Annotated in this window: 21 protein-coding genes and 1 pseudogene; 12 read left to right on the top strand and 10 right to left on the bottom strand. The window is 42.2% G+C overall.

The window, feature by feature from the left end; all coding sequences use genetic code 11:
• The first annotated feature begins 455 nt into the window (after nt 1-455).
• Both IQ226_RS10385 and hetR read left to right on the top strand, forming a co-directional pair.
• Nucleotides 456-2,699, top strand: coding sequence for an EamA family transporter (locus IQ226_RS10385; protein ID WP_193895112.1), 2,244 nt, complete (start codon nt 456-458; stop codon nt 2,697-2,699).
• A gap of 468 nt (nt 2,700-3,167) precedes the next feature.
• On the top strand, nt 3,168-4,067 hold the full coding sequence (hetR, locus tag IQ226_RS10380; protein ID WP_193895110.1) for a heterocyst differentiation master regulator HetR: 900 nt from the start codon (nt 3,168-3,170) through the stop codon (nt 4,065-4,067).
• A 61-nt stretch (nt 4,068-4,128) separates the two neighbouring features.
• Here hetR and IQ226_RS10375 read toward each other — a convergent pair whose 3' ends face one another.
• Nucleotides 4,129-4,713, bottom strand: a complete 585-nt coding sequence (locus IQ226_RS10375; RefSeq protein WP_193895109.1) for a hypothetical protein — start codon at nt 4,711-4,713, stop codon at nt 4,129-4,131.
• A 264-nt stretch (nt 4,714-4,977) separates the two neighbouring features.
• Between IQ226_RS10375 and rpsD the strand changes: the two genes are divergently transcribed.
• Entirely contained in the window at nt 4,978-5,586 is a 609-nt protein-coding gene (gene rpsD / locus IQ226_RS10370) for a 30S ribosomal protein S4 (protein WP_096668263.1), read from the top strand.
• Between the two features lie 181 nt (nt 5,587-5,767).
• Here rpsD and moaA read toward each other — a convergent pair whose 3' ends face one another.
• The 3 genes from moaA to IQ226_RS10355 form a co-directional block, all read right to left on the bottom strand.
• Nucleotides 5,768-6,754 (bottom strand): GTP 3',8-cyclase MoaA, encoded by a 987-nt coding sequence (gene moaA / locus IQ226_RS10365; protein ID WP_193895156.1) that lies wholly within the window; start codon nt 6,752-6,754, stop codon nt 5,768-5,770.
• A 303-nt stretch (nt 6,755-7,057) separates the two neighbouring features.
• Entirely contained in the window at nt 7,058-7,843 is a 786-nt protein-coding gene (locus IQ226_RS10360; protein ID WP_168466354.1) for a BMC domain-containing protein, read from the bottom strand.
• Between the two features lie 100 nt (nt 7,844-7,943).
• Nucleotides 7,944-8,753: a transferase gene (locus tag IQ226_RS10355; protein ID WP_168466353.1), complete on the bottom strand. Its 810-nt coding sequence runs from the start codon at nt 8,751-8,753 to the stop codon at nt 7,944-7,946.
• Between IQ226_RS10355 and IQ226_RS25575 the strand changes: the two genes are divergently transcribed.
• Nucleotides 8,752-8,883, top strand: a complete 132-nt coding sequence (locus IQ226_RS25575) for a hypothetical protein (protein ID WP_255539957.1) — start codon at nt 8,752-8,754, stop codon at nt 8,881-8,883. The two genes, IQ226_RS10355 and IQ226_RS25575, sit on opposite strands and share 2 nt — an antisense overlap.
• Nucleotides 8,884-8,974: 91 nt before the next feature.
• Here the strand turns inward: IQ226_RS25575 and IQ226_RS10350 are convergent, their stop codons facing one another.
• The 4 genes from IQ226_RS10350 to IQ226_RS10335 all read right to left on the bottom strand — a co-directional run bounded on the left by IQ226_RS10350 (nt 8,975) and on the right by IQ226_RS10335 (nt 11,852).
• On the bottom strand, nt 8,975-10,636 hold the full coding sequence (locus tag IQ226_RS10350) for a ribulose bisphosphate carboxylase small subunit (protein ID WP_193895108.1): 1,662 nt from the start codon (nt 10,634-10,636) through the stop codon (nt 8,975-8,977).
• Between the two features lie 157 nt (nt 10,637-10,793).
• Nucleotides 10,794-11,099: a EutN/CcmL family microcompartment protein gene (locus tag IQ226_RS10345; RefSeq protein WP_015080436.1), complete on the bottom strand. Its 306-nt coding sequence runs from the start codon at nt 11,097-11,099 to the stop codon at nt 10,794-10,796.
• A gap of 6 nt (nt 11,100-11,105) precedes the next feature.
• Nucleotides 11,106-11,450, bottom strand: coding sequence for a carbon dioxide-concentrating mechanism protein CcmK (locus IQ226_RS10340; protein WP_015080435.1), 345 nt, complete (start codon nt 11,448-11,450; stop codon nt 11,106-11,108).
• A 93-nt stretch (nt 11,451-11,543) separates the two neighbouring features.
• Complete coding sequence (locus IQ226_RS10335) at nt 11,544-11,852, bottom strand: carbon dioxide-concentrating mechanism protein CcmK (protein WP_027401081.1); 309 nt, start codon at nt 11,850-11,852, stop codon at nt 11,544-11,546.
• Between the two features lie 659 nt (nt 11,853-12,511).
• On the opposite strand from IQ226_RS10335, the gene IQ226_RS10330 reads away from it, so the two are divergent.
• Nucleotides 12,512-14,368 (top strand): NAD(P)H-quinone oxidoreductase subunit F, encoded by a 1,857-nt coding sequence (locus IQ226_RS10330; protein ID WP_193895107.1) that lies wholly within the window; start codon nt 12,512-12,514, stop codon nt 14,366-14,368.
• 244 nt (nt 14,369-14,612) lie between these two features.
• Complete coding sequence (locus tag IQ226_RS10325; RefSeq protein ID WP_193895106.1) at nt 14,613-16,847, top strand: glycoside hydrolase; 2,235 nt, start codon at nt 14,613-14,615, stop codon at nt 16,845-16,847.
• 270 nt (nt 16,848-17,117) lie between these two features.
• On the opposite strand, the gene petE is transcribed toward IQ226_RS10325, so the two are convergent.
• Nucleotides 17,118-17,537 (bottom strand): plastocyanin, encoded by a 420-nt coding sequence (gene petE / locus IQ226_RS10320; protein ID WP_039201212.1) that lies wholly within the window; start codon nt 17,535-17,537, stop codon nt 17,118-17,120.
• A 184-nt stretch (nt 17,538-17,721) separates the two neighbouring features.
• Here petE and leuC point away from each other — a divergent pair, with 184 nt between their 5' ends.
• The 4 genes and pseudogenes from leuC to IQ226_RS10300 form a co-directional block, all read left to right on the top strand.
• On the top strand, nt 17,722-19,125 hold the full coding sequence (gene leuC, locus IQ226_RS10315) for a 3-isopropylmalate dehydratase large subunit (protein WP_193895105.1): 1,404 nt from the start codon (nt 17,722-17,724) through the stop codon (nt 19,123-19,125).
• Nucleotides 19,126-19,203: 78 nt separating this feature from the next.
• Nucleotides 19,204-19,812: a 3-isopropylmalate dehydratase small subunit gene (gene leuD / locus IQ226_RS10310; protein ID WP_193895154.1), complete on the top strand. Its 609-nt coding sequence runs from the start codon at nt 19,204-19,206 to the stop codon at nt 19,810-19,812.
• 54 nt (nt 19,813-19,866) lie between these two features.
• Nucleotides 19,867-20,328: an EVE domain-containing protein gene (locus IQ226_RS10305; RefSeq protein ID WP_193895104.1), complete on the top strand. Its 462-nt coding sequence runs from the start codon at nt 19,867-19,869 to the stop codon at nt 20,326-20,328.
• A gap of 176 nt (nt 20,329-20,504) precedes the next feature.
• A pseudogene (locus tag IQ226_RS10300) lies at nt 20,505-20,846 on the top strand (YcjF family protein); the annotation flags it as partial.
• A 51-nt stretch (nt 20,847-20,897) separates the two neighbouring features.
• Here the strand turns inward: IQ226_RS10300 and IQ226_RS10295 are convergent.
• Nucleotides 20,898-21,284, bottom strand: a complete 387-nt coding sequence (locus IQ226_RS10295) for a Fur family transcriptional regulator (RefSeq protein ID WP_193895103.1) — start codon at nt 21,282-21,284, stop codon at nt 20,898-20,900.
• A gap of 127 nt (nt 21,285-21,411) precedes the next feature.
• On the opposite strand from IQ226_RS10295, the gene purS reads away from it, so the two are divergent.
• Together purS and purQ are read left to right on the top strand one after the other, a co-directional pair.
• Entirely contained in the window at nt 21,412-21,690 is a 279-nt protein-coding gene (gene purS / locus IQ226_RS10290) for a phosphoribosylformylglycinamidine synthase subunit PurS (protein WP_168504069.1), read from the top strand.
• Nucleotides 21,691-21,795: 105 nt separating this feature from the next.
• Entirely contained in the window at nt 21,796-22,467 is a 672-nt protein-coding gene (gene purQ / locus IQ226_RS10285) for a phosphoribosylformylglycinamidine synthase subunit PurQ (protein ID WP_193895102.1), read from the top strand.
• The last annotated feature ends 36 nt before the right edge of the window (nt 22,468-22,503 follow it).

The following is a 22,503-nucleotide window of genomic DNA, read 5'->3' as shown; positions in this document are numbered from 1 at the left end:
ATTAAGAATGGTTGATTTATTTACGCCGTGCGGCACTAGTACCGCAGGGCGGAAGTCAAAAGTTAAAAGTCAAAAGTCAAAACTAATGTACAGTAGGCTTTTTGGCGATTGAATATGGTTGCTTTATTTACGCCGTGATGTACTAGATAGGTGGACATGAAAAAACAAAATATGTTATGTAACAAACAGGGGAATCTGCCAAAATCTATTCCCTGTTCCCTTCTATAAGTTAATAGTCTCCCATCATGATGGTAACTATCAAGCAATTGATATTCCGCACGGATTTGATGCTGGTAGTTAGGTATTCATTTGTAAGGCTTTTATAAGTTAATTAAATTGATAAGTTGAGTGAAATTGTTCAGTTTCCTGTCTTTTCTCAAGGAAACTTAATATAGGTGTTGTTCGCACGGAGTGCTGAGTAACTTAATCATCAAGGTGTTAGAGGCTAGAAACCGATGGGGCGATTTGAGAAGCGACCAGAAAACCCACGCATTAGAGGTGAGCTATCCAGAGCCGCAGAAAATGCTCTATGGGATGTAGTTGAAGATCTAGAAAATCTTCAACAAAATCTGCTGAGGTCGTTGCAGGAAGACGTAAAACGGCTAGAAACTGAAAAAAATCGCTTATCTGGCGATATTCAAAGGTTAATTGAGGAAAAAGAAAATCTCCAACAATCACGGCAAATTACTGAACAGCAGGTATTAATCCGCCAATTAGCAGAAGTTTTAGCCAAACATATATCTTCCCAATTACAATCCTCACTGAAAACTTTAGCTACTCAAGCCCTAGAGCATGACTCCTCTGATCCATCTGGGCTGCAAAATACTCAATTAAACAATAATGCTATTAATGAAATCGGACAGAATGTCACTAATATGCTAGGCAGTCTAGATGATACGGTAACTGTTGCCTTTAATTCACTATTACAAGAACTTAAAAACTATCAAGGTGAACTTTCCCAACAGTTGTCACGGATGTATAGCCAACAGCAGCAAGGGGAAGCGATACTAGCAGAATTTGTCAGTCGTCTGCGAAGTGAAGTAGAAAAAAATCCAGATGCTAACTCCGTCAAAACAACAACAGGCGGCGCACCTACAGTCTTACAACTATCTGAGAATCTGCGTAGCGAAGCCATAACTCATCAAAATGGTTCTTCGGAAAAATCTCCACAAAGAATCATGGTTGAACCGGTGGCTTTGATTCCTCATGAATCAGCACCCAGTGATTCTACATCAGCCGCCAATGCGGTTATATTATCTTCACCAATAGATAACACTCCTAAACCCAGTTCTTTCCTAAGTTCAGATTTACCAACAGTCATACCGGACAATGAAACATCTGAATCTAGTTCTTTCGTAAGTTCAGATTTACCAACAGTCATACCGGACAACAAAACATCTGAATCTAGTTCTTTCCTAAGTTCAGATAGATCATCAGAAGATCAAAATTCTGAACTTGGTGCTATTTTGACTTCTAAGGTATTAACAGCACCTTCTCTGGGAGATGCAAAACCTGAACCACTTTCTGTTTTAACTCCTAATTTACCCACAGGAAGACCGCCAACACCAAAATTAAGACGGGAAACAACTCCTAGACAAGCAACAACACCTGAACAACCAATCATACCTAAACAACAAATAACTCCCAGACAACAAAGATCCCGGACATCTCCTAATTGGTCACAGTTGCAGATAGGTTTCCTGTTTATTGCTTTATCTACAGTGGTTTCGTCTCTTTACAACGTAGCAATTAAAGCGATTTTCTTTACGGCTTCTAATCCTTTGGGAGGATTGCCAACACAGCAGTTAATCTTTCCGACATTGGGGAATATTTTCTTGATTTTGATGCTACGTTTATTAGTGGTTGTGCCATTAATGTTACTTTCATCGCCTATATTACATCCTCCTATTTGGCAAGAATTAGAAAATTTATTTGCCTCGTTCAAAGCCAATGCAACGCCTACTGAGAACAAAACTAAACAAGTTCTATTTTTGTCAGTAATTAGCGGTTGTTTATTATTTTTATCCCAGGTATTTATTTACATTGCTATTGGTGAAGTCAGAACAGGAATGGCGATCGCTCTTTTCTTTATCTATCCAGTTATGAGCGTGTTTCTGTCCTGGTTTCTATTTCAGGAACGTCCTAATCTACTAGTTACTGGAGCAATGGCAGCAATTTTTTGCGGTGAATTATTAGTTTTAGGTAGTCAGTCTACAGGGGTGAATAACACCTCATTAGGCAGCACCACAGCCATTCTATCCGGGGTATCATTTGCAATTTACGTCATTCTCACCAGGATATGTGCTACTAAACTCAAGTTACATCCCGTATCTTTGACTTTAATTAACTTCACCACCATGTTGTTATTGAGTTTTATCTGCTTAATAATTCCATTACCCGGTAATTTAGGTTTAGCAATTAGCTCATCTAATGTCCTTGAACTGGTATTAAGTGCGTTTATATTAGGTGTTTTAACTTTGTGCAGTTACTTATTCAATAATTTTGGCATTCGTAAACTAGGGTCTCCATTCTCCTCTTTAATTGGAGCTACAGTCCCGATTTTAACCGTAATTTTCGCCGGGATCCTGCTGCAAGAATCTCTAGATATTGTCCAAGTCATCGGAGTTATCTTAGTGACCCTTGGTGCAGCGAGTATTGGCTGGAAAAAAACACCTAATCAGCTACAACCATCTAAATGAGTAGGGGGAGTTGGGGGAGTGGAGGAGGTTGGGGGAGTAGGGAGGGGAGTGGGGAATTTTCTTTTTTCTCTGACTCCTGACTTCTGACTCCTGTTATATAGAGTTATCAGCAAAAAACTTCTGGAAAACTTCTTGGAAAAATATATAGATATTTCAGGAATAGGCAGTTATAATGAGTCCTTAGATACAAAACGAAAATCATCTAGGGTTCCTCCGTCCTATCCTATACCCCCTGCATCCCAACACCCTGAGTATCTAAAGTCTTTGAGTCATACCAGGGGAAGGGGTTAGCTAGTCTGATGGGAGAAACTGTCAATTTACACCCTCAATATTTACCGCCTAAAAATTCCCGAGTCAAACAGTAATTTTAGGTTTAGATTTAAAATATTTGTATCCAACTGGGTGTATAATCCGTAATTTGATTTCAATATCACACTTGTAAACAAGCCATTTATCCGTCTGTAGAATATGACCAACGACATCGATCTGATCAAGCGTCTTGGACCTAGTGCGATGGATCAGATCATGCTTTATCTGGCCTTTAGTGCTATGCGTACAAGTGGCCATAGGCATGGAGCATTTTTAGATGCAGCCGCAACAGCAGCCAAGTGTGCAATTTACATGACCTATCTAGAGCAAGGACAAAACCTGCGAATGACCGGTCATTTGCACCACCTTGAGCCAAAACGAGTAAAAATCATTGTTGAAGAAGTCAGACTTGCTTTAACTGAAGGCAAACTGCTCAAAATGCTAGGTTCACAAGAACCGCGCTATCTGATTCAACTTCCCTATGTCTGGATGGAAAAGTATCCTTGGATACCAGGAAGATCCCGCGTCCCCGGTACAAGTTTGACCAGTGACGAGAAAAAACAAATTGAGCAAAAGCTCCCAGCCAATCTTCCTGATGCCAAATTAGTTACCTCATTTGAATTTATGGAGTTAATTGACTTTCTCCATAAGCGATCGCAGGAAGACCTACCCCCTGGCCATCAGATGCCCTTAAGTGAAGCATTAGCCGAACATATTAAGCGTCGTCTACTGTATTCAGGAACGGTAACACGCATTGATTGTCCCTGGGGAATGCCCTTTTATGCTCTCACCCGTCCGTTCTATGCTCCAGCCGATGACCAAGAACGTACATACACAATGGTCGAGGACACGGCCCGGTATTTCCGCATGATGAAATATTGGGCAGAGCGCAAGCCAAACACAATGCGGGCTGTGGAAGAATTGGATATTCCACCTGATTGGATTGAGCCAGCAATGGAGGAACTAGATGAAATTATTCGGTCTTGGGGTGATAAATATCACAAAGAAGGCGGAGTTCCGATTATCTTGCAGATGGTTGTTGGTAATAAAGATGAATAGAAAACAAAATTTTTATGTTGCGTAGGGTGGCATATTTACCAACCCTACGTTGTAAATCTATTTACTCATGGAAGTTGAGGGTCAAGGCGAAAGTCTCCGGCTTGGGGTTAAAACCCAATGGCTTTGTAGACACGGCACCAAAACCACTAGATCCTTCACTGGCACTAATACAAGTATTTAATGCTTGAACAGGACTCAAATCAATTTCCCGACGTAAACCAACTACACACTCAGCAAAGGTTACTGGTAACAAACTGCGACCACAGGATGTTAAGGTAGCTAGATTTTCTGAACCCTGATAACTTTTACTAATGCTAACTACACAGGTTGCTAAATCCTGTGGACTGCGACTCTGACGACAGGAAGAAAGGGCATCCACAGGTGTGATTTGTGTAAGCTTATGAATTTTTGCTACACATGAGGATAACTCTCGTGGGCGAATTGCCGAAGCACAACTTTGAGATGCTGATGTAGCTGTAACTCCCACACTCAAAAGTTGGGCAGCACAAACTCGATAGTCATTCTCGTAGGAATCGGTAACAGCCAGAGCAGGTAAACTACTGATTAGTAATCCACCTATAGTTATAAATGATGCTGTAAATCCTCTGAAGGAATAATTGTTTTTTTTGTTCCCAAAGTTACTCATTTTTTTTCGCTTGTTAACATAACCGGTTTCGATTCCACCAAGGTTATGCTACCGTAGAATCTAGTCCCAATTTTCTACCATCAAGGAATGTCGGTGCTTTTCCGCAAAAATCCCCCGAAAAGTGGTGAATTCAACGGATTGATTGCTTGTGAATATTAGCGGTGAATAAAAGACAATTTAGCTATAAAATGTCCATGCTTTTGGGAAATATGCCATAATGGTAGGTCTGAATAAAATTTTAGAAGGATTAAATTAAGGAAACTCATGTCCCGATATAGAGGACCCCGCCTCAGAATTGTCCGTCGTTTAGGCGAATTACCAGGCTTAACTCGGAAGAGTGCTAGACGTGCTTATCCCCCTGGACAACATGGTCAAAACCGTAAAAAGCGCTCTGAGTATGCTATCCGTTTAGAGGAAAAGCAAAAACTCCGGATGAACTACGGTTTAACTGAAAAACAAATGCTGCGTTATGTCCGTAAAGCTAGACGAGTATCTGGTTCTACAGGACAGGTGTTGCTGCAATTGTTAGAAATGCGCCTGGATAATACCGTTTTCCGCATGGGTATGGCTCCGACAATCCCCGCCGCCCGTCAATTGGTAAATCACGGTCATGTAACTGTTAATGGCAAACCAGTAAATATTGCCAGCTATCAATGTCGTCCTGGTGAAGAAGTGGCTGTGAGAAACAGAGAAGCTTCTAAGAAGTTGGTGGAAGCTAACTTGCAATATCCCGGTTTGGCTAACCTTCCTAGTCATTTAGAGTTTGATAAAACTAAGTTGGCCGGTAAGGTCAATGGTGTAATTGAACGGGAATGGGTAGCATTACAAGTTAATGAACTACTCGTGGTGGAATACTACTCACGTCAAGCGTAATAGTCAGTGGTCAGTGGTCAGTGGTCAGTGGTTATTAAAAAAGCAACAACTGACAACGAACAACTGACTAATGACTCCTACAGCACGGAGTAAATAAACCAGCCATTCTTAATCGTCAAAAAGCTTGCTCAATATTACTTTTGACTTTTGACTTTTGATTTTTGACTTCCGCCTTGCGGTACTAGCCGCCAATTTGCGACATGGTACGGGTGTATGTGCCGACAGTACCAGAGTCGCGTTGCTTAAAGTTTATTGCTGATTTGATATTTAAAATTTCTCTGACTTGTATTTGTAGGTCGGTGGCGCTAATACCAGTACGTAAAGCTGTTTTTAAGTCAATTTGACCTGTTTCGTTTAATAAGCAGGGACGTAGCCAACCATCGGCGCTCAGACGCATCCGGTTACAGCGATCGCAAAAACATTCTGACATTTGGCTAATAAATCCTATTGTACCTTTAGCCCCAGGAATTTGAAATACATCGGCAGGTCCATTACCACGAATTTGGGATTCTGTCAAGCCCCAACGTTGTCGGATGGATTGACGTAAATCGGCTGAAGATATCCAACCGCGATTTTCAAATAATTCTCCGTTACCAATCGGCATAAATTCAATAAATCGAACGTGCCATTGTTTATCAATAGTTAAAGCAGCTAAATCTAAAATTTCATGGTCATTAACGCCGGGAATTACTACTACATTTAATTTTAACGGGTCAAATCCTACATTATACGCGGTTTGGATACCTTGCCATACTTGTTGCCAACGTCCACGCCCATGATTACCGATAATTTCTTCAAATATATGTGGATCTAAAGAATCTAAACTGATATTAATTCTTTTTAAACCTGCATCATAAAGACTTTGGGCAATGGGAGCGAGTAAAAATCCATTTGTAGTCATTCCTAGATCTTCAGTTTGAGGAAAATGAGCAATTTTTTCAATTAAATCAACTAAGTGGGGACGGAGTAAAGGTTCACCACCAGTTAAGCGAAAGCGGGTAAAACCGACAGGGATAAATACTTCTTGAATGAGGGTAAGCAGTTCTTCATCAGTCAACAATTGTTCCTTGACAATATAATCAAGTTCTGTATCCGATGGCATACAGTATTGACAACGAAAATTGCAGCGATCAATTAAACTGATGCGGAGATAGTCCACCTTGGTGATAATTTCGCTAGTTGTCATAACTCCATTTTAAGTAATGGAACAGAATTAATTGCACAACTGATTTTTCTGTTCCCTGATCCCAGTTAAGAGTTCCCTCTCTCAACGAGTGAATTTAATTTTGTCCGACTACTTAATTGCTTGGCGTTCACGCAGTGTCCCGCAGGGATAGGTTTACGTTCCACAACCCAATCTACAAATCAAGGCTGATCGCTATTTATCTAGACTTCATCCGCAAAACCGGAAACGACCAAATCTCGTTCATCCACATGATGGTTAATTTGTACAGTGCGTAAGTCCTAGATATTATTCATCATTCCAAATTTCTTCCTTAACTCTCACAGGCAGTTTCGCCAAATCAGGCAACTCTACCGCTTCCACATCTGTTATTTTATCTTTAATATTAATAGGTATATTAACTGGTTGGCGTTCTTCCACCCAGCAACTAGCCACAGGCAAAGTTTCTTCCAACTCATCTAAAGGACGAGGAATCACCATTACGGCATTTAACTCACCAATGCGTTCCGCCTCAAACATCCCCGCTTCCACAGCTACAGCCACATTAGCCACCGAACCGCGAATAATTGCCGTACACAAACCAGCACCAATTTTTTCATAAGATGCTAACTGGACATCAGCAGCTTTAAGCATGGCATCACAAGCACCCACCATAGCGGGAAATCCGCGAGTTTCTACCAACCCAATCGCTTGATTACTCAAACGGCTGTATCCACCATTTCCCATAAATCGAGTCAGACGGTTAATAGGTAGAATTATATCTAAATTAGCATAAGGACGGGCAATTACCAAACTAGAAACCAACTGTCCAAACTGTTCAGCCGTTTGTACACCAGCTTCCACAGCCAAACGGACATCAGCAATGCCACCTCGGACGATTGCTGTACAATGACCACTACCAATTTTTTCATAGCCAACTAAGTGGACTCCAGCCGACTTTAACATCATGTCAGCCGTGCCAACTATAGCGGGAAAACTGAGAGTCGAGACTAAACCTAAAGCAGTGTCTTTGAGGCTATCACGGCGACGTGGTGCATGAATATTGCTCAAAGCACTTTGATTATATGTTTCCATCTGAATTTTCCGGGATAAGGTTCGTATAGCGTCTTCAATCACAGCAGAATGAAAACTAGCATTTCAATATGGACTTACGTTCATACTTCATACTTAACACTTAACCTGAAGAATTGTGAGAGTTTTCGTGACCCAAGGATTGTCTATGGGGAAATAATGTACTCAGTAGCCTATTTATGCTACCTTGTCCATAGATTTGCGTACCAAAAATGTTGTGAGTTTCTAGATCAGAATCGCCAGGTTCTAAGTCTTCGGAAGTGGTTTCTGGAGACTCTGGTAGCGGGGTTTCAATGGGCGTAGAATTACTAGCCACAGGCGTTTCTGACTCTGGTGGAGACTGGCTTTTCGGTGTAGGTGAAGGTGGCGATACAGGCGTGGATTGGTGTTTAAACTCCAGAAAAGCTGCAACCGAGAGTTGAGTTGAGGAAAATGCTTTTTCCTGTGCCTCTGGTTTCTGTGGTTGAAAATGAGAAGATTCTAGGTTTTCGGCTGCTTCCTCTGGTTTCTCTGGTTGAGAATTGGTAGATTCTGGTTGGACTGCTGACGGTTCAACAATCTGCCGACTAGTATCTCCCAAAATTGAACCAGAGGGAATAACTTGTCCTGGTGCTACGGAACAGTTAAAAACCGTTGTAGCTGCACCAATACAAGCATTAGCCCCAATTTTGCCTTCACCAACCATCAAGAAACCGGCTCCCAGGTTTGCTCCTGCTTCTATTTCTAGAATACCCTCACTTACTTGGAGAATTGACCCCATACCCAGGCATACTCCAGCCCCAATTACAATTTTACTGTTAGTAGCTGCTTGTAAAATTACCCCAGGAGCTATGACTGCACTGGGATGAATAATTACGTCGCCATGAATATGAGCATCAAATCTATCGCCCAGGCGTAGCAGCGATACAGACATGGAATTTATTACCTCGGAAGCCGGAAATGGTCAGTTGTTGGTTGTCAGTTGTCAGTTGTCAGTTGTCAGTTGTCAGTTGTCAGTTGTCAGTTGTCAGTGGTTACTTGGAAGAAGGAAGAAGGAAGAATGAAGAAAATTTCTCCCCTGCTCCCTGCTCCCTGCTCCCTGCTCCCTGCTCCCTGCATCCTGCCTCCTGCCTCCTGCTCCCTGCTCCCTGCCTCTTATGGACGTTGGATAATTGCTTCTAAGACGCGGCGTTTGGCTTTGGGGTCAGTCCCAACTAAGCGTACATATTCGCCTGGGTATTCAGATACGTATCCTTCTAAGGCAGCGATCGCTTCTCTTTCAGATGTAGCCTGAATTTGACCTGCAACTGTCCAAGTACCTGTACGGAAACGGCGTTGATCTACGTGTTCCACCGCAATTTTTGCTCCACTGGATAACAGTTGGCGCAATTGACCTACTATTTCCGCAGTTAAACTGGTGCTAGTAGCTGTCGCCGTAGCAGTTGCAGAACTTGAACCTGTACTGGTAAATGATTTGGTGCTACCAGAAGATGTTACTTGTCCGTTTGGTCTTTGGATAATTGTTTCTAAGACACGGCGTTTAGCCTTGGTATCAATCCCAATCAAACGTACATACTCACCTTGATGAGTTTCTATACACTCTTCCAAAGCAGAAACAACTGCCTGAGTGGAATTAGATTGAATTGGTTCACAACTATTCCAAGAACCAGTACGGAAGCGGCGCTCATCTACGTGTTCTGTACCAATTTTGAAACCTCCAGCCAAAAGTTGACGGATTTGATCTACAGTTTCGGCACTCAGTTTGGCACTACCAACACTGTTACCATTGCCATTACCGTTGTAGCTACTAGTAGATGCAGCCGCAGGAGCTTTGAAGCTAGATGTACCAGCAACTACCCCATCAGGACGTTGAACAATAGTTTCTAATACCCGTCTTCTATTGTTGTCAATACCAAAAAGGCGCACATATTCGCCACTGTGATCTCGCAAACAAGATTCTACAGCCGCAACAGCTTCACCTAAAGACCGAGTTTCAATTGCTTGACAACTTTGCCAAGAACCTGTACGGAAACGTCTTTGGTCTACGTGTTCTGTGCCAATTTTAAATCCTTGTTCTAGTAGATAACGTAATTGATCTACTGTTTCTGCACCCAAGCTATAGCTCGCCACGTCACTACTCCTTTCTAACTCTTCAACTTCAATACTTGTATAAGATTTAGCACCGGAAAGATTAAGTTCATCCCGAATGGGCGCAATACACTTGCTATCCGCAGCACAGTGATAACCAGCCCTTAAAGCCTGATTAATCCCTACTACATGGTGAGCAAATTCTTGATCCTGTGCTTGTACATCTGGCAACCTGTCCGCCTGCTGCTGGGTAGTAATTATTGATCCAGAAGCTACGTATTTACCCGGTGGGATTTCCACATCTTGAATTAAGGCGTGCATCATCACTATGCAGCCTGCGCCCACTCTGGCATTAAATACGGTAGAACGAAAGCCGATAAAACAACTATCGCCAACGTAAGCGGGTCCATGAATGAGTGCCATGTGGGTAATGGAAGCACGTTTGCCAACCCATACTGAGTATTCCTTGCCATCATCACCGATGACTCGGCCTTGCTCCAACCCGTGAATGACGACACCATCTTGAATATTGGTATTTTCACCAATACAAAAAGGTGTTCCTTCATCTGCTCTAATCGAAGTACCGGGAGCTACGATGACATTTGCACCTATATTGACATCACCAATGAGGTTACAAGAAGAGTGGACAAACGCAGTTTCATGGATTTTTGGTTCTGCTAAACTCCTTGACCATGGGGTTGGGGGTGCCGCCGTGCTGCGGACTACCATTGCGAGATTCCTCCTGAAATAAGCTTTTTGTCAGTTATTAGTGGTCAGTTGTCAGTGGTCAGTTGTCAGTGGTTATTGGTCAGTGGTCAGTTTTTACTTCTTCTCTGTTCCCTGTCACCTGTCACCTGTCACCTGTCACCTGTTCCCTATTCCCTGACTATCTATACTGGTCTTTTTTGCTGTAAATTACACGATCTTCAACGTAAATGGTGTCTATAATTGCCACTACTGCTGCGTCTAAGGGTCGTTGTTCATTACCTGATAATTGCCGAGCCGCACTGCCACGACTGACAAGTACCCACTCGTCTACTCCTGCCCCTACACTGTTATCGGCGGCTACCTCGTATACTGGCAGGAGATTGCCATTTTCATCTATTAATTGCAACATTAGTAGCTTCACACCCCGCAGACTGGGATCTTTTTGGGTGCTAGTTACTGTGCCACGAACTCTGGCAATTTGCATTATTAATTATGGTCTTCTACCGAAAGGGCGGATTGTGTTAACACCTTCCCGGAATTGTTCTACATCTTCGGTATAACGAATGGGGAGGACATATTCCAAGTTTTCGTGGGGACGAGCAATGATGTGGGTGGATAGGACTTGTCCACCGTTGACGCGCTTAACTGATTCTACTCCAGCACCTACGGAAGCTTGAACTTCGGAAACATCACCACGAACGATAACTGTTACCCGACCACTACCGATTTTTTCATAACCAACCAAGGTAACACGAGCAGCTTTTACCATCGCATCAGCAGCTTCCACTACGGCTGGAAAGCCTAGAGTCTCTACCATTCCTACTGCAATTGACATTTGTTTTTGTCCTTAAATTAAATTTTTACTTGTACCAGATTTAAACTCAAGCCAGCAGCCCCGTTAATGTTTTTCGTTTAAACAGTAATTAGACTAAGCCCGGAACTGTTCTACAGCTTCTGTATAACGAATTGGCAAGACATATTCTAGGTTTTCATGAGGACGGGCAATGATGTGGGTAGATACCACTTCACCACCGTTGACTCTTTTAGCTGCTTCAATGCCGGCTGCTACTGAAGCTTGAACTTCAGAAACATCTCCTCTCACAATAACTGTAACCCGAGCGCTACCAATTTTTTCATATCCTACTAAAGTCACACGGGCAGCCTTCACCATGGCGTCAGCAGCTTCTACTACTGCGGGAAAGCCTTTAGTTTCAATCATTCCAACTGCAATTGGCATCGCAGAACTCCTCAAAATTTAATCGAATTAGAACTATGGGTGGAAATTTTGGACGGGGATGCTCATCCTGATCCGAAAATACTGCCACATTTAAGCATAGGAAACCTTGGCATCCCTGGCAACATAAATTACTATAATAGTTTGTAATAAAATATATTAAAAAAAGTTAACAAAAGTTCATACGGTCTTTTATGAGATTAAAATTCACTGATCCCTAGAGTGACAACTTATGCTTTATAATTTCTTTATCACTTTGAGAACTACTATAGTTCATAGTCCAAGCTAATTCTTTGATGGGAAGGATTGGTGAGTGCTATATATGGGACGGACGGGCTACTGGCCATATCTTTCCTGTAATTCGCTGTTGCCATAAATAGTGGGTAAAAATCTGCAAATTTTACCAACGTACTTAAAAAACAAATTTAAAAGAAGCAGAAAAATAAAAAAAAATGTTGTTCAAAAATTATTAGCATATCTAAGATGTTAAATTATATTTAATGGCTCAATAATAGGCTAATCTAAAGTAAATGTGCTTAGGCATATTGAGCTAAAAAAAGTTAAGAAAACATAGATTTTCGCAAAGATATTGCTTTTTGAGCAAATGATTATTTAAAGGCTGCTTAAGAGAATCGGAACTGAGTTGTTAAGGAAAATATTAGATGAACGAGTTTCTATTTTTAACGAGTTGCTTTGTGCCTCTTTATAGTTTACTAGGGGCAATTTTGACTTTGCCTTGGAGTATAGGAATCATCCAGCGTACCGGACCTAGACCTGCGGCTTACTTGAATTTATTGACTACCATCTTAGGTTTTTTCCATAGTTTATTAGTATTTAAAGATATCTGGAATCGAGAACAGGCAAATTTAGTAATTACTTGGTTTCAAGCTGCTGATTTTCAATTATCTTTTGCCTTGGAAATTTCCGTAGTCAGTGTTGGGGCGACAGTTTTAATTACTGGATTAAGTCTATTGGCGCAAATTTACGCCCTAGGCTACATGGAAAAAGATTGGTCTTTAGCCAGATTTTTTGGTCTAGTCGGATTTTTTGAAGCTGCTCTGAGTGGTCTAGCAATTAGTGATTCTTTGTTTCTCAGCTATGCTTTGCTGGAAGTTCTCACCCTTTCGACTTATTTACTGGTGGGATTTTGGTATGCTCAACCGTTGGTAGTGACGGCGGCGCGAGATGCCTTCTTAACAAAGCGGGTAGGTGATTTATTGCTGCTAATGGCTGTGGTGACTCTTTCTACTTTAGCGGGTAGTTTAAACTTTTCGGATTTGTATGAGTGGGCGCAAACCGCTGATTTAAACCCTGTGACATCAACCTTGCTCTGTTTGGGTTTAATTGCCGGTCCTGCTGGTAAGTGCGCTCAATTTCCCCTGCATTTGTGGTTAGATGAGGCAATGGAGGGACCCAACCCGGCTTCGGTGATGCGGAATTCGTTGGTGGTAGCTGGGGGTGCTTATTTCCTCTACAAAGTCCAACCATTATTATATTTGTCCCCTATTGCCTTAAATACTTTGGTGGTTGTGGGGATAATGACAGCGGTGGGGGCGACATTGGTATCTCTAGCCCAAATTGATATTAAGCGATCGCTCTCCCATTCCACCAGTGCTTACATGGGATTAGTATTTTTGGCGGTAGGCTTGGAACAAGGTGGAGTGGCGTTAATGTTACTCCTGAGTCATGCTATTGCCAAAGCCTTATTATTCATGAGTTCTGGTTCAGTTATCTACACTACCCAAACCCAAGATCTAACGGAAATGGGGGGTTTGTGGTCAAAAATGCCAGCTACTACCACAGCTTTTATAGTCGGTTCGGCAGGTATGGTAACACTATTACCCTTGGGCAGTTTTTGGGCAATGTTAGCTTGGGCTGACGGCTTAGTAAAAATTAGCCCTTGGGTAATTGTGGTTTTAATCTTAGTTAACGGCTTAACGGCTTTGAATTTAACTAGGGTATTCCGGTTAGTTTTTTGGGGACAACCCCAACCAAAAACCCGTCGCGCTCCAGAAGTTGCCTGGCCAATGGCATTACCAATGGTGACTTTAACTATCCTGACGCTATTATTACCCCTGATGCTACAGCAATGGTATTTATTACCTAGCTGGGAAAGCCTAGATTGGTATGTAGTCGGATCTTTAGTAGCTTCTACCATTGCTGGGGTGACTATTGGCGCAACAATTTATCTGCACAAGGCTTGGTCAAGATCGAGAATTTTGATTTGGCGACTTATACAAGACTTATTAGGCTATGATTTTTACATAGACCGCATTTATCGCTTAACGATTGTAAGTGCTGTGGCGCTGTTATCGAGGATATCCGCGTGGAGCGATCGCTTTTTGGTAGATGGTCTAGTGAACTTAGTCGGCTTTGCTGCGATTTTTAGCGGACAAAGTTTAAAATACAGCATTTCTGGTCAATCCCAAGGCTATATGCTAACAATCCTTGTCGTTATTAGCATTCTTGGTTTCCTAATTAGTCTGTCATTAGGTTTATTCGAGAAATTGCCTTTTTAGGGAACTAGGTGACAGTTGACAGGTGACAGGTGACATTTAAGAAAGAAGAGGAAAAAGCAAGATTAATATTTTTCCCTGCCCCCTCCCCCTATTCTCTATCCCCTATTCTCTATCCCCTGTAACCTGTCCCCTGTCCCCTGTCCCCTGTCCCCTGTCACCTGTCACCTGTCACCTATCCCCTGTCACCTATCCCCTGTCACCTGTAACCTGTCACCTGTCCCCTGTCACCTATTTTACATAATCTATGTCTCATCCTCTGCACGTTGCGTTTATCTGGCATCAACATCAACCGTTGTACAAGTCTCCTGAAAATGGTAGTTCTTTGGTGACTAGTCAACAATATCGCTTGCCTTGGGTACGGTTACATGGGACTAAGGATTATTTAGATTTAATATTATTGTTAGAGAAGTATCCTAAATTGCACCAAACGGTGAATTTAGTGCCTTCATTAATATTGCAAATAGAAGATTATGTTGCGGGTACGGCTTTTGACCCTTATTTAACTGCTAGTTTGACTCCTGTAGAAAAGTTGACCCGTGAACAGAAGGAGTTTATTGTTCAACATTTCTTTGATGCTAATCATCATACTTTGATTGATCCCCATCCTCGTTATGCCCAGTTATATTATCAAAGACAGGAACAGGGACAAAATTGGTGTTTAGCAAATTGGCAGTTGTCAGATTATGGGGATTTATTAGCTTGGCATAATTTAGCTTGGATTGATCCTTTGTTTTGGCATGACCCGGAAATAGCAGCTTGGTTAGCACAAGGACGTAATTTTAGTTTAGGCGATCGCCAACGCATTTATTCCAAACAGCGGCAAATTCTTAGTCAGATTATTCCCCAACATCGGAAAATGCAGGACAGTGGACAACTGGAAGTTACCACTACACCCTACACTCACCCGATTTTACCCCTCTTAGCTGATACTAACGCCGGACGGGTAGCTGTGCCGCAGATGACATTACCCAAACAGCGGTTTCAGTGGGTGGAAGATATACCTCGGCATTTACAAAAATCCTGGGATTTATATATAGATAGGTTTAGGCAAGAACCGAGAGGTTTATGGCCTTCGGAACAGTCCGTTAGTCCAGGAATTTTGCCGTATATTATTAAACAAGGCTTTAAGTGGATTTGCTCAGATGAAGCGGTTTTAGGCTGGTCATTAAAACACTTCTTTCATCGTGACGCTGCGGGAAATGTCCAAGAACCAGAATTGCTCTATCGTCCCTATCGTTTGCAAACTGCCGCTGGTGAGGTAGCGATTGTTTTCCGTGATCATAGATTATCAGATTTAATTGGCTTTACATACAGTGCGATGCCGGCAAAGAAAGCAGCAGCGGATTTAGTTGGACATTTGCAAGCAATTTCTAAACAACAAAAAGAAAGTAACGATGGTCAACCTTGGTTAGTGACAATTGCCCTAGACGGGGAAAATTGTTGGGAATTTTATCCCCACGACGGAAAAGACTTCTTGGAAACATTGTATGAAAGTTTGAGCAATGAACCCCATATCAAACTTGTCACCGTTTCCGAATTCATTGAAAAACACCCACCCACCGCCACTATTCCCGCTGGACAACTCCATAGTGGTTCTTGGGTAGACGGCAATTTTACCACATGGATCGGAGATCCCGTCAAAAACCGCGCCTGGGACTACCTCACCGCAGCTAGACAAGTCTTAGCAAATCATCCCGAAGCCACAGAAGAAAACAACCCCGCAGCTTGGGAAGCTTTGTATGCGGCTGAAGGTTCAGACTGGTTTTGGTGGTTTGGAGAGGGACATTCTTCCAACCAAGATGCCATTTTTGACCAATTGTTTCGGGAACATCTCTATGGCATTTACAAAGCCTTAAATGAACCCATACCTCCATATCTGCACACTCCGCTGGAAATTCATGAAGCCCGTTCAGACCATAAACCACAGGGCTTTATTCATCCTTTCATAGATGGTAAAGGTGATGAACAGGATTGGGATAAAGCTGGGCGGATTGAAGTTGGTGGTGCTAGAGGAACTATGCACAATAGCAGCACTATCCAACGTTTATGGTATGGGGTAGACCATTTGAATTTTTATGTGCGAGTAGATTTTAAAACTGGCGCTGTTCCCGGCAAAGATATACCTCCAGATTTACACCTATTTTGGTATTATCCAGATAGGACAATGGTAAATAGTTCCATACCTCTAGCCGAAGTACCAGACAGCGCACCTTTGAATTATCTATTTCACCATCATTTAGAAGTTAATTTACTCAGTCAATCGGTGCAGTTTCGAGCAGCAGGAGATAATTATCTATGGTATCCCCGTGCCTCTCGCGCCCAAGTTGCGTTAGATTCTTGTTTAGAAATAGCAGTACCTTGGGCTGATTTGCGAGTCCCTCCAGATTATCCTCTGCGGTTGATTTTGGTGTCTTCTGATGATGGTTGTTTTTCTGGTTATGTTCCAGAAAATGGTCTGATTCCTATTGATGTTCCTTAGAGGGTGTTTGAAAAGTTTCCGGCGATTGTAAATCGCGACTACACAAACCAAGTCCACCTATTCCTGCGGTCTCGTAAGGGATACGTGGACCAAGACAAAATCAAGGTTCTTAACCCACGTTCGCGTAGCGTTCCGAAGGAATAGGTGGGTTTTGTCTGTGTAGCCGCGACTTCTAGTCGCCAGGGTTAGTTTTTCAAACACCCTCTTAGTGATTCGCTGATAGCCACTGTACCATCTCTGTACATTAACAAGGATGGTTCGTGGCATATATTAACCTTCAACAATAATTTGACCAACCATACCAGCACCACGATGAGGTTCACAATAGAATGTGTATGCACCAGGAGCAGCATCAGCAGGAATAACGGTGGTTTTGGTTTGTCCAGGACTCAATAATAACTTCTTGTGGGACAAAGATTTTGCCAAAGCAGCATCCTTATTGGGATTCTTCTTAGCATCAAAGACAACGTTGTGGGGAGGAACTTTGTTATTCTTCCATTCAATTGTGTCACCGGGCTTAACAGTCAATTTTTTGGGTTGAAATTGTAACAAGCCTTTATCAGTACCCAACTTAACTTGATATGTTTCCGCAGATGCAGTAGGAGTGAATACTGCAAAGCTACCAAAAATTACAATAACTGTTAATACAGCTAGGCTCAAGCGTCGCAAAGTTGCTGCGATAGATTTCATGGTTCTGTCCTGTGGAAGTATGTTTATTGTTCTCATTTCATTTTAAATACAATCAATGCCAAATATGACAACCCGTCATATATTTTTTTTGTTAACCACTATCAGCAGCTAGATTTCTAAAATTCCATTGCCACCAAATTTCTGATACAATCGGAAGTCCGACTCCTTTAATGTAGATTGATGTATGAGCAAGGGTACACTATTTGACAAAGTTTGGGACTTACACACCGTTGGTACATTACCATCAGGATTAACGCAACTATTTATTGGACTACATCTTATTCATGAAGTTACCAGTCCCCAAGCCTTTGCAATGCTCAAGGAGCGGGATTTAAAAGTATTATTTCCACAACGGACAATAGCCACAGTTGATCATATCGTGCCCACAGAAAACCAAGCCCGTCCCTTTGTGGATAGCATGGCCGAAGAAATGATTCAGGCATTGGAAAAGAGTTGTCAAGAAAATGACATAACTTTTTACAATATTGGTTCAGGAAATCAAGGCATAGTTCACGTCATCGCCCCTGAATTGGGACTAACACAACCAGGAATGACCATCGCTTGTGGAGATAGCCATACATCAAGTCATGGTGCATTTGGGGCGATCGCTTTTGGTATCGGTACAAGCCAAGTTAGAGACGTTCTCGCCTCCCAAACCCTATCATTATCAAAACTCAAAGTCCGCAAAATCGAAGTTAATGGCAACTTAAAACCTGGAGTTTATGCCAAAGACGTAATATTGCATATCATCCGTACTCTAGGCGTTAAAGGTGGAGTAGGGTACGCTTACGAATTTACTGGAACAACCTTTACCCAGATGAACATGGAAGAACGGATGACCGTTTGTAACATGGCCATAGAAGGTGGAGCGCGATGCGGATACGTCAACCCCGATGATATTACTTACGATTACCTGCAAAATAGAGACTTTGCTCCCCAAGGTGCAGACTGGGAACAAGCCATTGTTTGGTGGGATTCCCTCAGTAGTAATGCTGATGCAGAATATGATGATATCGTAGTATTTAATGCGGAAGATATTCCCCCCACAGTCACATGGGGAATTACACCAGGTCAGGGAATTGGTGTAGATGAAAAAGTCCCCACAGCCGCCGAACTCCTAGAAGAAGACCGCTTCATCGCCGAAGAAGCATACCGCTACATGGATCTCTATCCCGGTCAACCCATCCAAGGCACAAAAATAGATGTCTGCTTCATTGGTAGCTGCACCAACGGACGCATCAGCGACCTGAGAGAAGCCGCCAAAATTGCCCAAGGTCGCCAAGTTGCAAAAGGTATAAAAGCCTTCGTAGTCCCCGGTTCAGAAAGAGTCAAAAAAGCAGCCGAAGCCGAAGGACTAGATAAAATCTTCCAAGCCGCCGGTTTCGAGTGGAGAGAACCAGGATGTTCCATGTGTTTAGCTATGAACCCCGACAAACTCCAAGGCAGACAAATCAGCGCTTCCTCCTCCAACCGCAACTTCAAAGGCAGACAAGGATCATCCTCCGGTCGCACCTTATTAATGAGTCCTGCAATGGTAGCCACAGCCGCCATCAAAGGCGAAATCGCCGACGTGCGTGAACTACTGTAGGTGACAGTGAACAGGTGACAGGTGACAGAAAAGAGTTTTTTCAATTACCAATTACCAATTACCAATTACCAATTACCAATGGTCAGTGAAGTAAAACAAATATCCGGTAACGCCGTTCCCCTCATCGGTAACGACATAGACACCGATCGCATTATCCCCGCTCGCTACTTAAAAGCCATCACCTTTGACGACTTAGGATCAGGCGTATTTGTGGACGACAGAAAAGCCTTAAACGGTGAACATCCATTTGATCTACCCCAATATCAAGGTGCAAAAATTCTCATAGTTAACCGCAACTTTGGCTGTGGTTCATCACGAGAACACGCACCCCAAGCCCTGGCAAAATGGGGAATTAAAGCCCTGATTGGTGAAAGCTTCGCGGAAATCTTTTTTGGTAACTGCGTAGCAATGGGGATACCATGCGTAACTGCTGATTCAGAAGCAGTTAAACAACTGCAAGAATTAGTTACTACCAATCCTCAAGTAGTTACAACCATAGATTTGGAAAAATTGCAAGTGCAAACTAGTGATTTTACTGCCTCAGTTGGGATTAGTGAAGGAACAAGAAGCGCCTTTATTACCGGAACTTGGGATGCTTGCGGACAGTTAGTAGCAAATGCCCAACAGGTAAAAGCAACAGCAGCAAAACTACCTTATATTGCTTGGGGTAATTTAGCAGCAAGTTAGTATATATAGAGGCGTTCTCTGTAACGTCTCTAAAATTATGGAATTAATTATTAAATGAATACGATTAATTATTGGTTAATGAAGTCAGAACCAGCAGTTTATAGTATTACAAACTTACAACAGCAAGGTGAGACAATTTGGGACGGTATACGTAATTATCAAGCCCGGAATTTCTTGAAGCAAATGCAAATAGGAGATCTAGCTTTTTTCTATCACTCTAACACTGAACCACCCGGCATATTTGGTTTAATGCGGATAGTTGAAGTAGGTATTGCTGACCCAACACAATTTGATATAAATAGTAAATATTATGATGCTAAATCAACTCTTGAATCCCCCCGTTGGCAAACTGTAAAAGTGGAATTTGTCGAAGTTTTCAATCATCCTCTTTCACTATCAACACTCAAAGCTAAGTTTAATGATGATGAATTATTGGTAGTGAAAAAAGGCAATCGTTTATCAGTAACTCCGGTAATAGAACCAGTCGCCAGTAAGATTTTAGAAATGGGCAGGTAGGGGCGGGGTTTCCCCGCCCTCTGTCGGGTTTCCCCGCCCTCTGTCGGGTTTCCCCGCCCTCTGTCGGGTTTCCCCGCCCTCTGTCGGGTTTCTAAAAATATTCTCTAAATTGTAGGGAGTGGAACTTATGACCGAACAAGGTAATGATAATTCCTGGAAAAAAAGGTTACAGGATCACTATGCCTGTTTTAACGGCATTACAAGTATCAATGGTGGGATTGTTGGGTAAATTATATGGACAGACTGTAACACCATCTCAAGCTGGAGGCATTGTCAGCACTATAGCAGGTGGTTTTATTGCCCAGGCAGTGTCACGGGAATTAATTAAATTTATCCCCGGTTTTGGTAGTGCGATCGCAGTTTCCTGGGCAGGTGCTTATACTTGGGCTGTAGGTGAGGCTGCTTGTGTGTATTTTGGTGATTTAATGGGTGGGAAAAAACCTGATCCTCAAAAAATTCAAACGGTCATGGAACCCATTTTCCGCAACCTAACTATCACACATCAAGAAAAAAGCTGACAGGGTGTTTAATGCTGATTTTCAAGTGAGTCCCGACTCCTTCTTTCATTCCTAAGCCTTAGCTTGACATTTTGTACACAGTCCAAAAAATTCTAGAGTGTGATAAAACACTTTAAATTGATGACTGGTTTGCAATTGGTTTTCGAGTTCATGGACAGGACATTGATGAATAGGAATGGAAATACCACATTGTAAACAAGTTAGATGGTGTTTATCTTGTTGTACTAAGCTATAAAGGGCTTCACCATTTGCCAAAGTTCGCACCTGCACTAAGCCTTCTAATTTGAGAGCGTCCAAGGAACGATAAACTGTTGCTAAACCCATGTTTTGGTTAAGATGACGTAGTTCTATGTAAATTTCTTGAGCGGAAATGCCTTGTTTAAGATCTTGTAACAGGTTTAAAATCCGTTCTTGACTACGGGTATGTATGGCTCTCATAAATGTTGGTTAAATTTGTATCTATGGTAGGGGTAATTCATGAATTACTTCTACTCCTGATTATATTTTCACTCAGTTAGACCAGAAAAGTTATAGGATAGCGATCGCAGCATTCAGCAAAAAGCCTGTGCAAATAAAATATTTAGCTAAAATTTTCGTGACTCTGAGAACTTCAGTTTTAGATCCTGCTGGTGTGGCTGTACAATCTGGCCTCAAACAAATGGGATACGACAACGTCGAACAGGTGAGAATTGGTAAGTACATTGAGTTAACCATTGTCGCACCTGATGAAATGAAAGCACGTCGAGACTTAAATCAAATCTGTGACCAAATGTTATCTAATCCGGTCATCGAAAATTATCGCTTTGACTTGATTGAGGTAGAATCACAAACTGGCGTATTTTGAAACTGCTAATTGGTAATTGGTAATGGGTAATGGGTAATTGGTAATGGAGAAAATTATTACCTTTTGCCTATTCCCTGACAACTGACAACTGACAACTGACAAACAATGAAATTCGGTATTTTAGTTTTTCCAGGTTCTAATTGCGATCGCGACGTTGCCTATGTGACTAGAGATTTGCTAGGACAACCAACGCGGATGATTTGGCATCAAGAGACGGATATTAGTGATATAGATGTAGTGATTGTCCCCGGTGGCTTTAGTTATGGGGATTATTTACGATGTGGGGCGATCGCTCGCTTTTCTCCTGTGATGCAGCAAGTTATCAACCATGCACAACAAGGTAAATTTGTCATCGGTATTTGTAACGGGTTTCAGGTATTAACTGAGGCTGGTTTATTACCTGGGGCATTGGCGAGAAATCAGGATTTGCATTTTATCTGCGATCGCTCTCCCTTGAAAGTTGAGCGGAATAATTTACCTTGGACTCAAGGTTATTTTGAAGGGGAAATCATCACTTTACCCATCGCACACGGAGAGGGGAGATTCTACAGTGACGAAACTACTTTAGCAGAAATCGAAGCCAACGGACAAGTTTTATTTCGTTATCAAGAAAATCCCAACGGTTCACTCAACAACATTGCGGGGATTTGTAATCTTCAAGGCAATGTTTTGGGCATGATGCCACATCCAGAAAGAGCAGCAGATTCCGCGTTAGGTAATAGCGATGGTTTGCGCTTATTTCAGGGTTTGTTGGGGAAGGTAGCAGCTTTGGTGTAATAGATTCCCGACTTCTTCGCGGAGTCGGGGATTTTT

Source organism: Dolichospermum sp. LEGE 00240 (genome assembly GCF_015207875.1).
Taxonomy (GTDB): Bacteria; Cyanobacteriota; Cyanobacteriia; order Cyanobacteriales; family Nostocaceae; genus Dolichospermum; species Dolichospermum gracile.
This window is presented reverse-complemented; position numbering and strand designations above follow the sequence as displayed.

Excerpts from the sequence above, each read along its gene's own strand:
- IQ226_RS10340 (WP_015080435.1), bottom strand. The coding sequence starts at position 11,450 with ATGTCAATTGCAGTAGGAATGGTAGAGACTCTAGGCTTTCCAGCCGTA.
- IQ226_RS10360 (WP_168466354.1), bottom strand. The coding sequence starts at position 7,843 with ATGGAAACATATAATCAAAGTGCTTTGAGCAATATTCATGCACCACGT.
- leuD (WP_193895154.1), top strand. The coding sequence starts at position 19,204 with ATGGTCAGTGAAGTAAAACAAATATCCGGTAACGCCGTTCCCCTCATC.
- IQ226_RS10345 (WP_015080436.1), bottom strand. The coding sequence starts at position 11,099 with ATGCAAATTGCCAGAGTTCGTGGCACAGTAACTAGCACCCAAAAAGAT.
- leuC (WP_193895105.1), top strand. The coding sequence starts at position 17,722 with ATGAGCAAGGGTACACTATTTGACAAAGTTTGGGACTTACACACCGTT.
- IQ226_RS10375 (WP_193895109.1), bottom strand. The coding sequence starts at position 4,713 with ATGAGTAACTTTGGGAACAAAAAAAACAATTATTCCTTCAGAGGATTT.
- petE (WP_039201212.1), bottom strand. The coding sequence starts at position 17,537 with ATGAAATCTATCGCAGCAACTTTGCGACGCTTGAGCCTAGCTGTATTA.
- hetR (WP_193895110.1), top strand. The coding sequence starts at position 3,168 with ATGACCAACGACATCGATCTGATCAAGCGTCTTGGACCTAGTGCGATG.
- IQ226_RS10325 (WP_193895106.1), top strand. The coding sequence starts at position 14,613 with ATGTCTCATCCTCTGCACGTTGCGTTTATCTGGCATCAACATCAACCG.
- IQ226_RS10330 (WP_193895107.1), top strand. The coding sequence starts at position 12,512 with ATGAACGAGTTTCTATTTTTAACGAGTTGCTTTGTGCCTCTTTATAGT.
- IQ226_RS10305 (WP_193895104.1), top strand. The coding sequence starts at position 19,867 with ATGAATACGATTAATTATTGGTTAATGAAGTCAGAACCAGCAGTTTAT.
- IQ226_RS10335 (WP_027401081.1), bottom strand. The coding sequence starts at position 11,852 with ATGCCAATTGCAGTTGGAATGATTGAAACTAAAGGCTTTCCCGCAGTA.
- IQ226_RS10385 (WP_193895112.1), top strand. The coding sequence starts at position 456 with ATGGGGCGATTTGAGAAGCGACCAGAAAACCCACGCATTAGAGGTGAG.
- IQ226_RS10295 (WP_193895103.1), bottom strand. The coding sequence starts at position 21,284 with ATGAGAGCCATACATACCCGTAGTCAAGAACGGATTTTAAACCTGTTA.
- IQ226_RS10355 (WP_168466353.1), bottom strand. The coding sequence starts at position 8,753 with ATGTCTGTATCGCTGCTACGCCTGGGCGATAGATTTGATGCTCATATT.
- purQ (WP_193895102.1), top strand. The coding sequence starts at position 21,796 with ATGAAATTCGGTATTTTAGTTTTTCCAGGTTCTAATTGCGATCGCGAC.
- rpsD (WP_096668263.1), top strand. The coding sequence starts at position 4,978 with ATGTCCCGATATAGAGGACCCCGCCTCAGAATTGTCCGTCGTTTAGGC.
- IQ226_RS25575 (WP_255539957.1), top strand. The coding sequence starts at position 8,752 with ATGGAATTTATTACCTCGGAAGCCGGAAATGGTCAGTTGTTGGTTGTC.
- IQ226_RS10350 (WP_193895108.1), bottom strand. The coding sequence starts at position 10,636 with ATGGTAGTCCGCAGCACGGCGGCACCCCCAACCCCATGGTCAAGGAGT.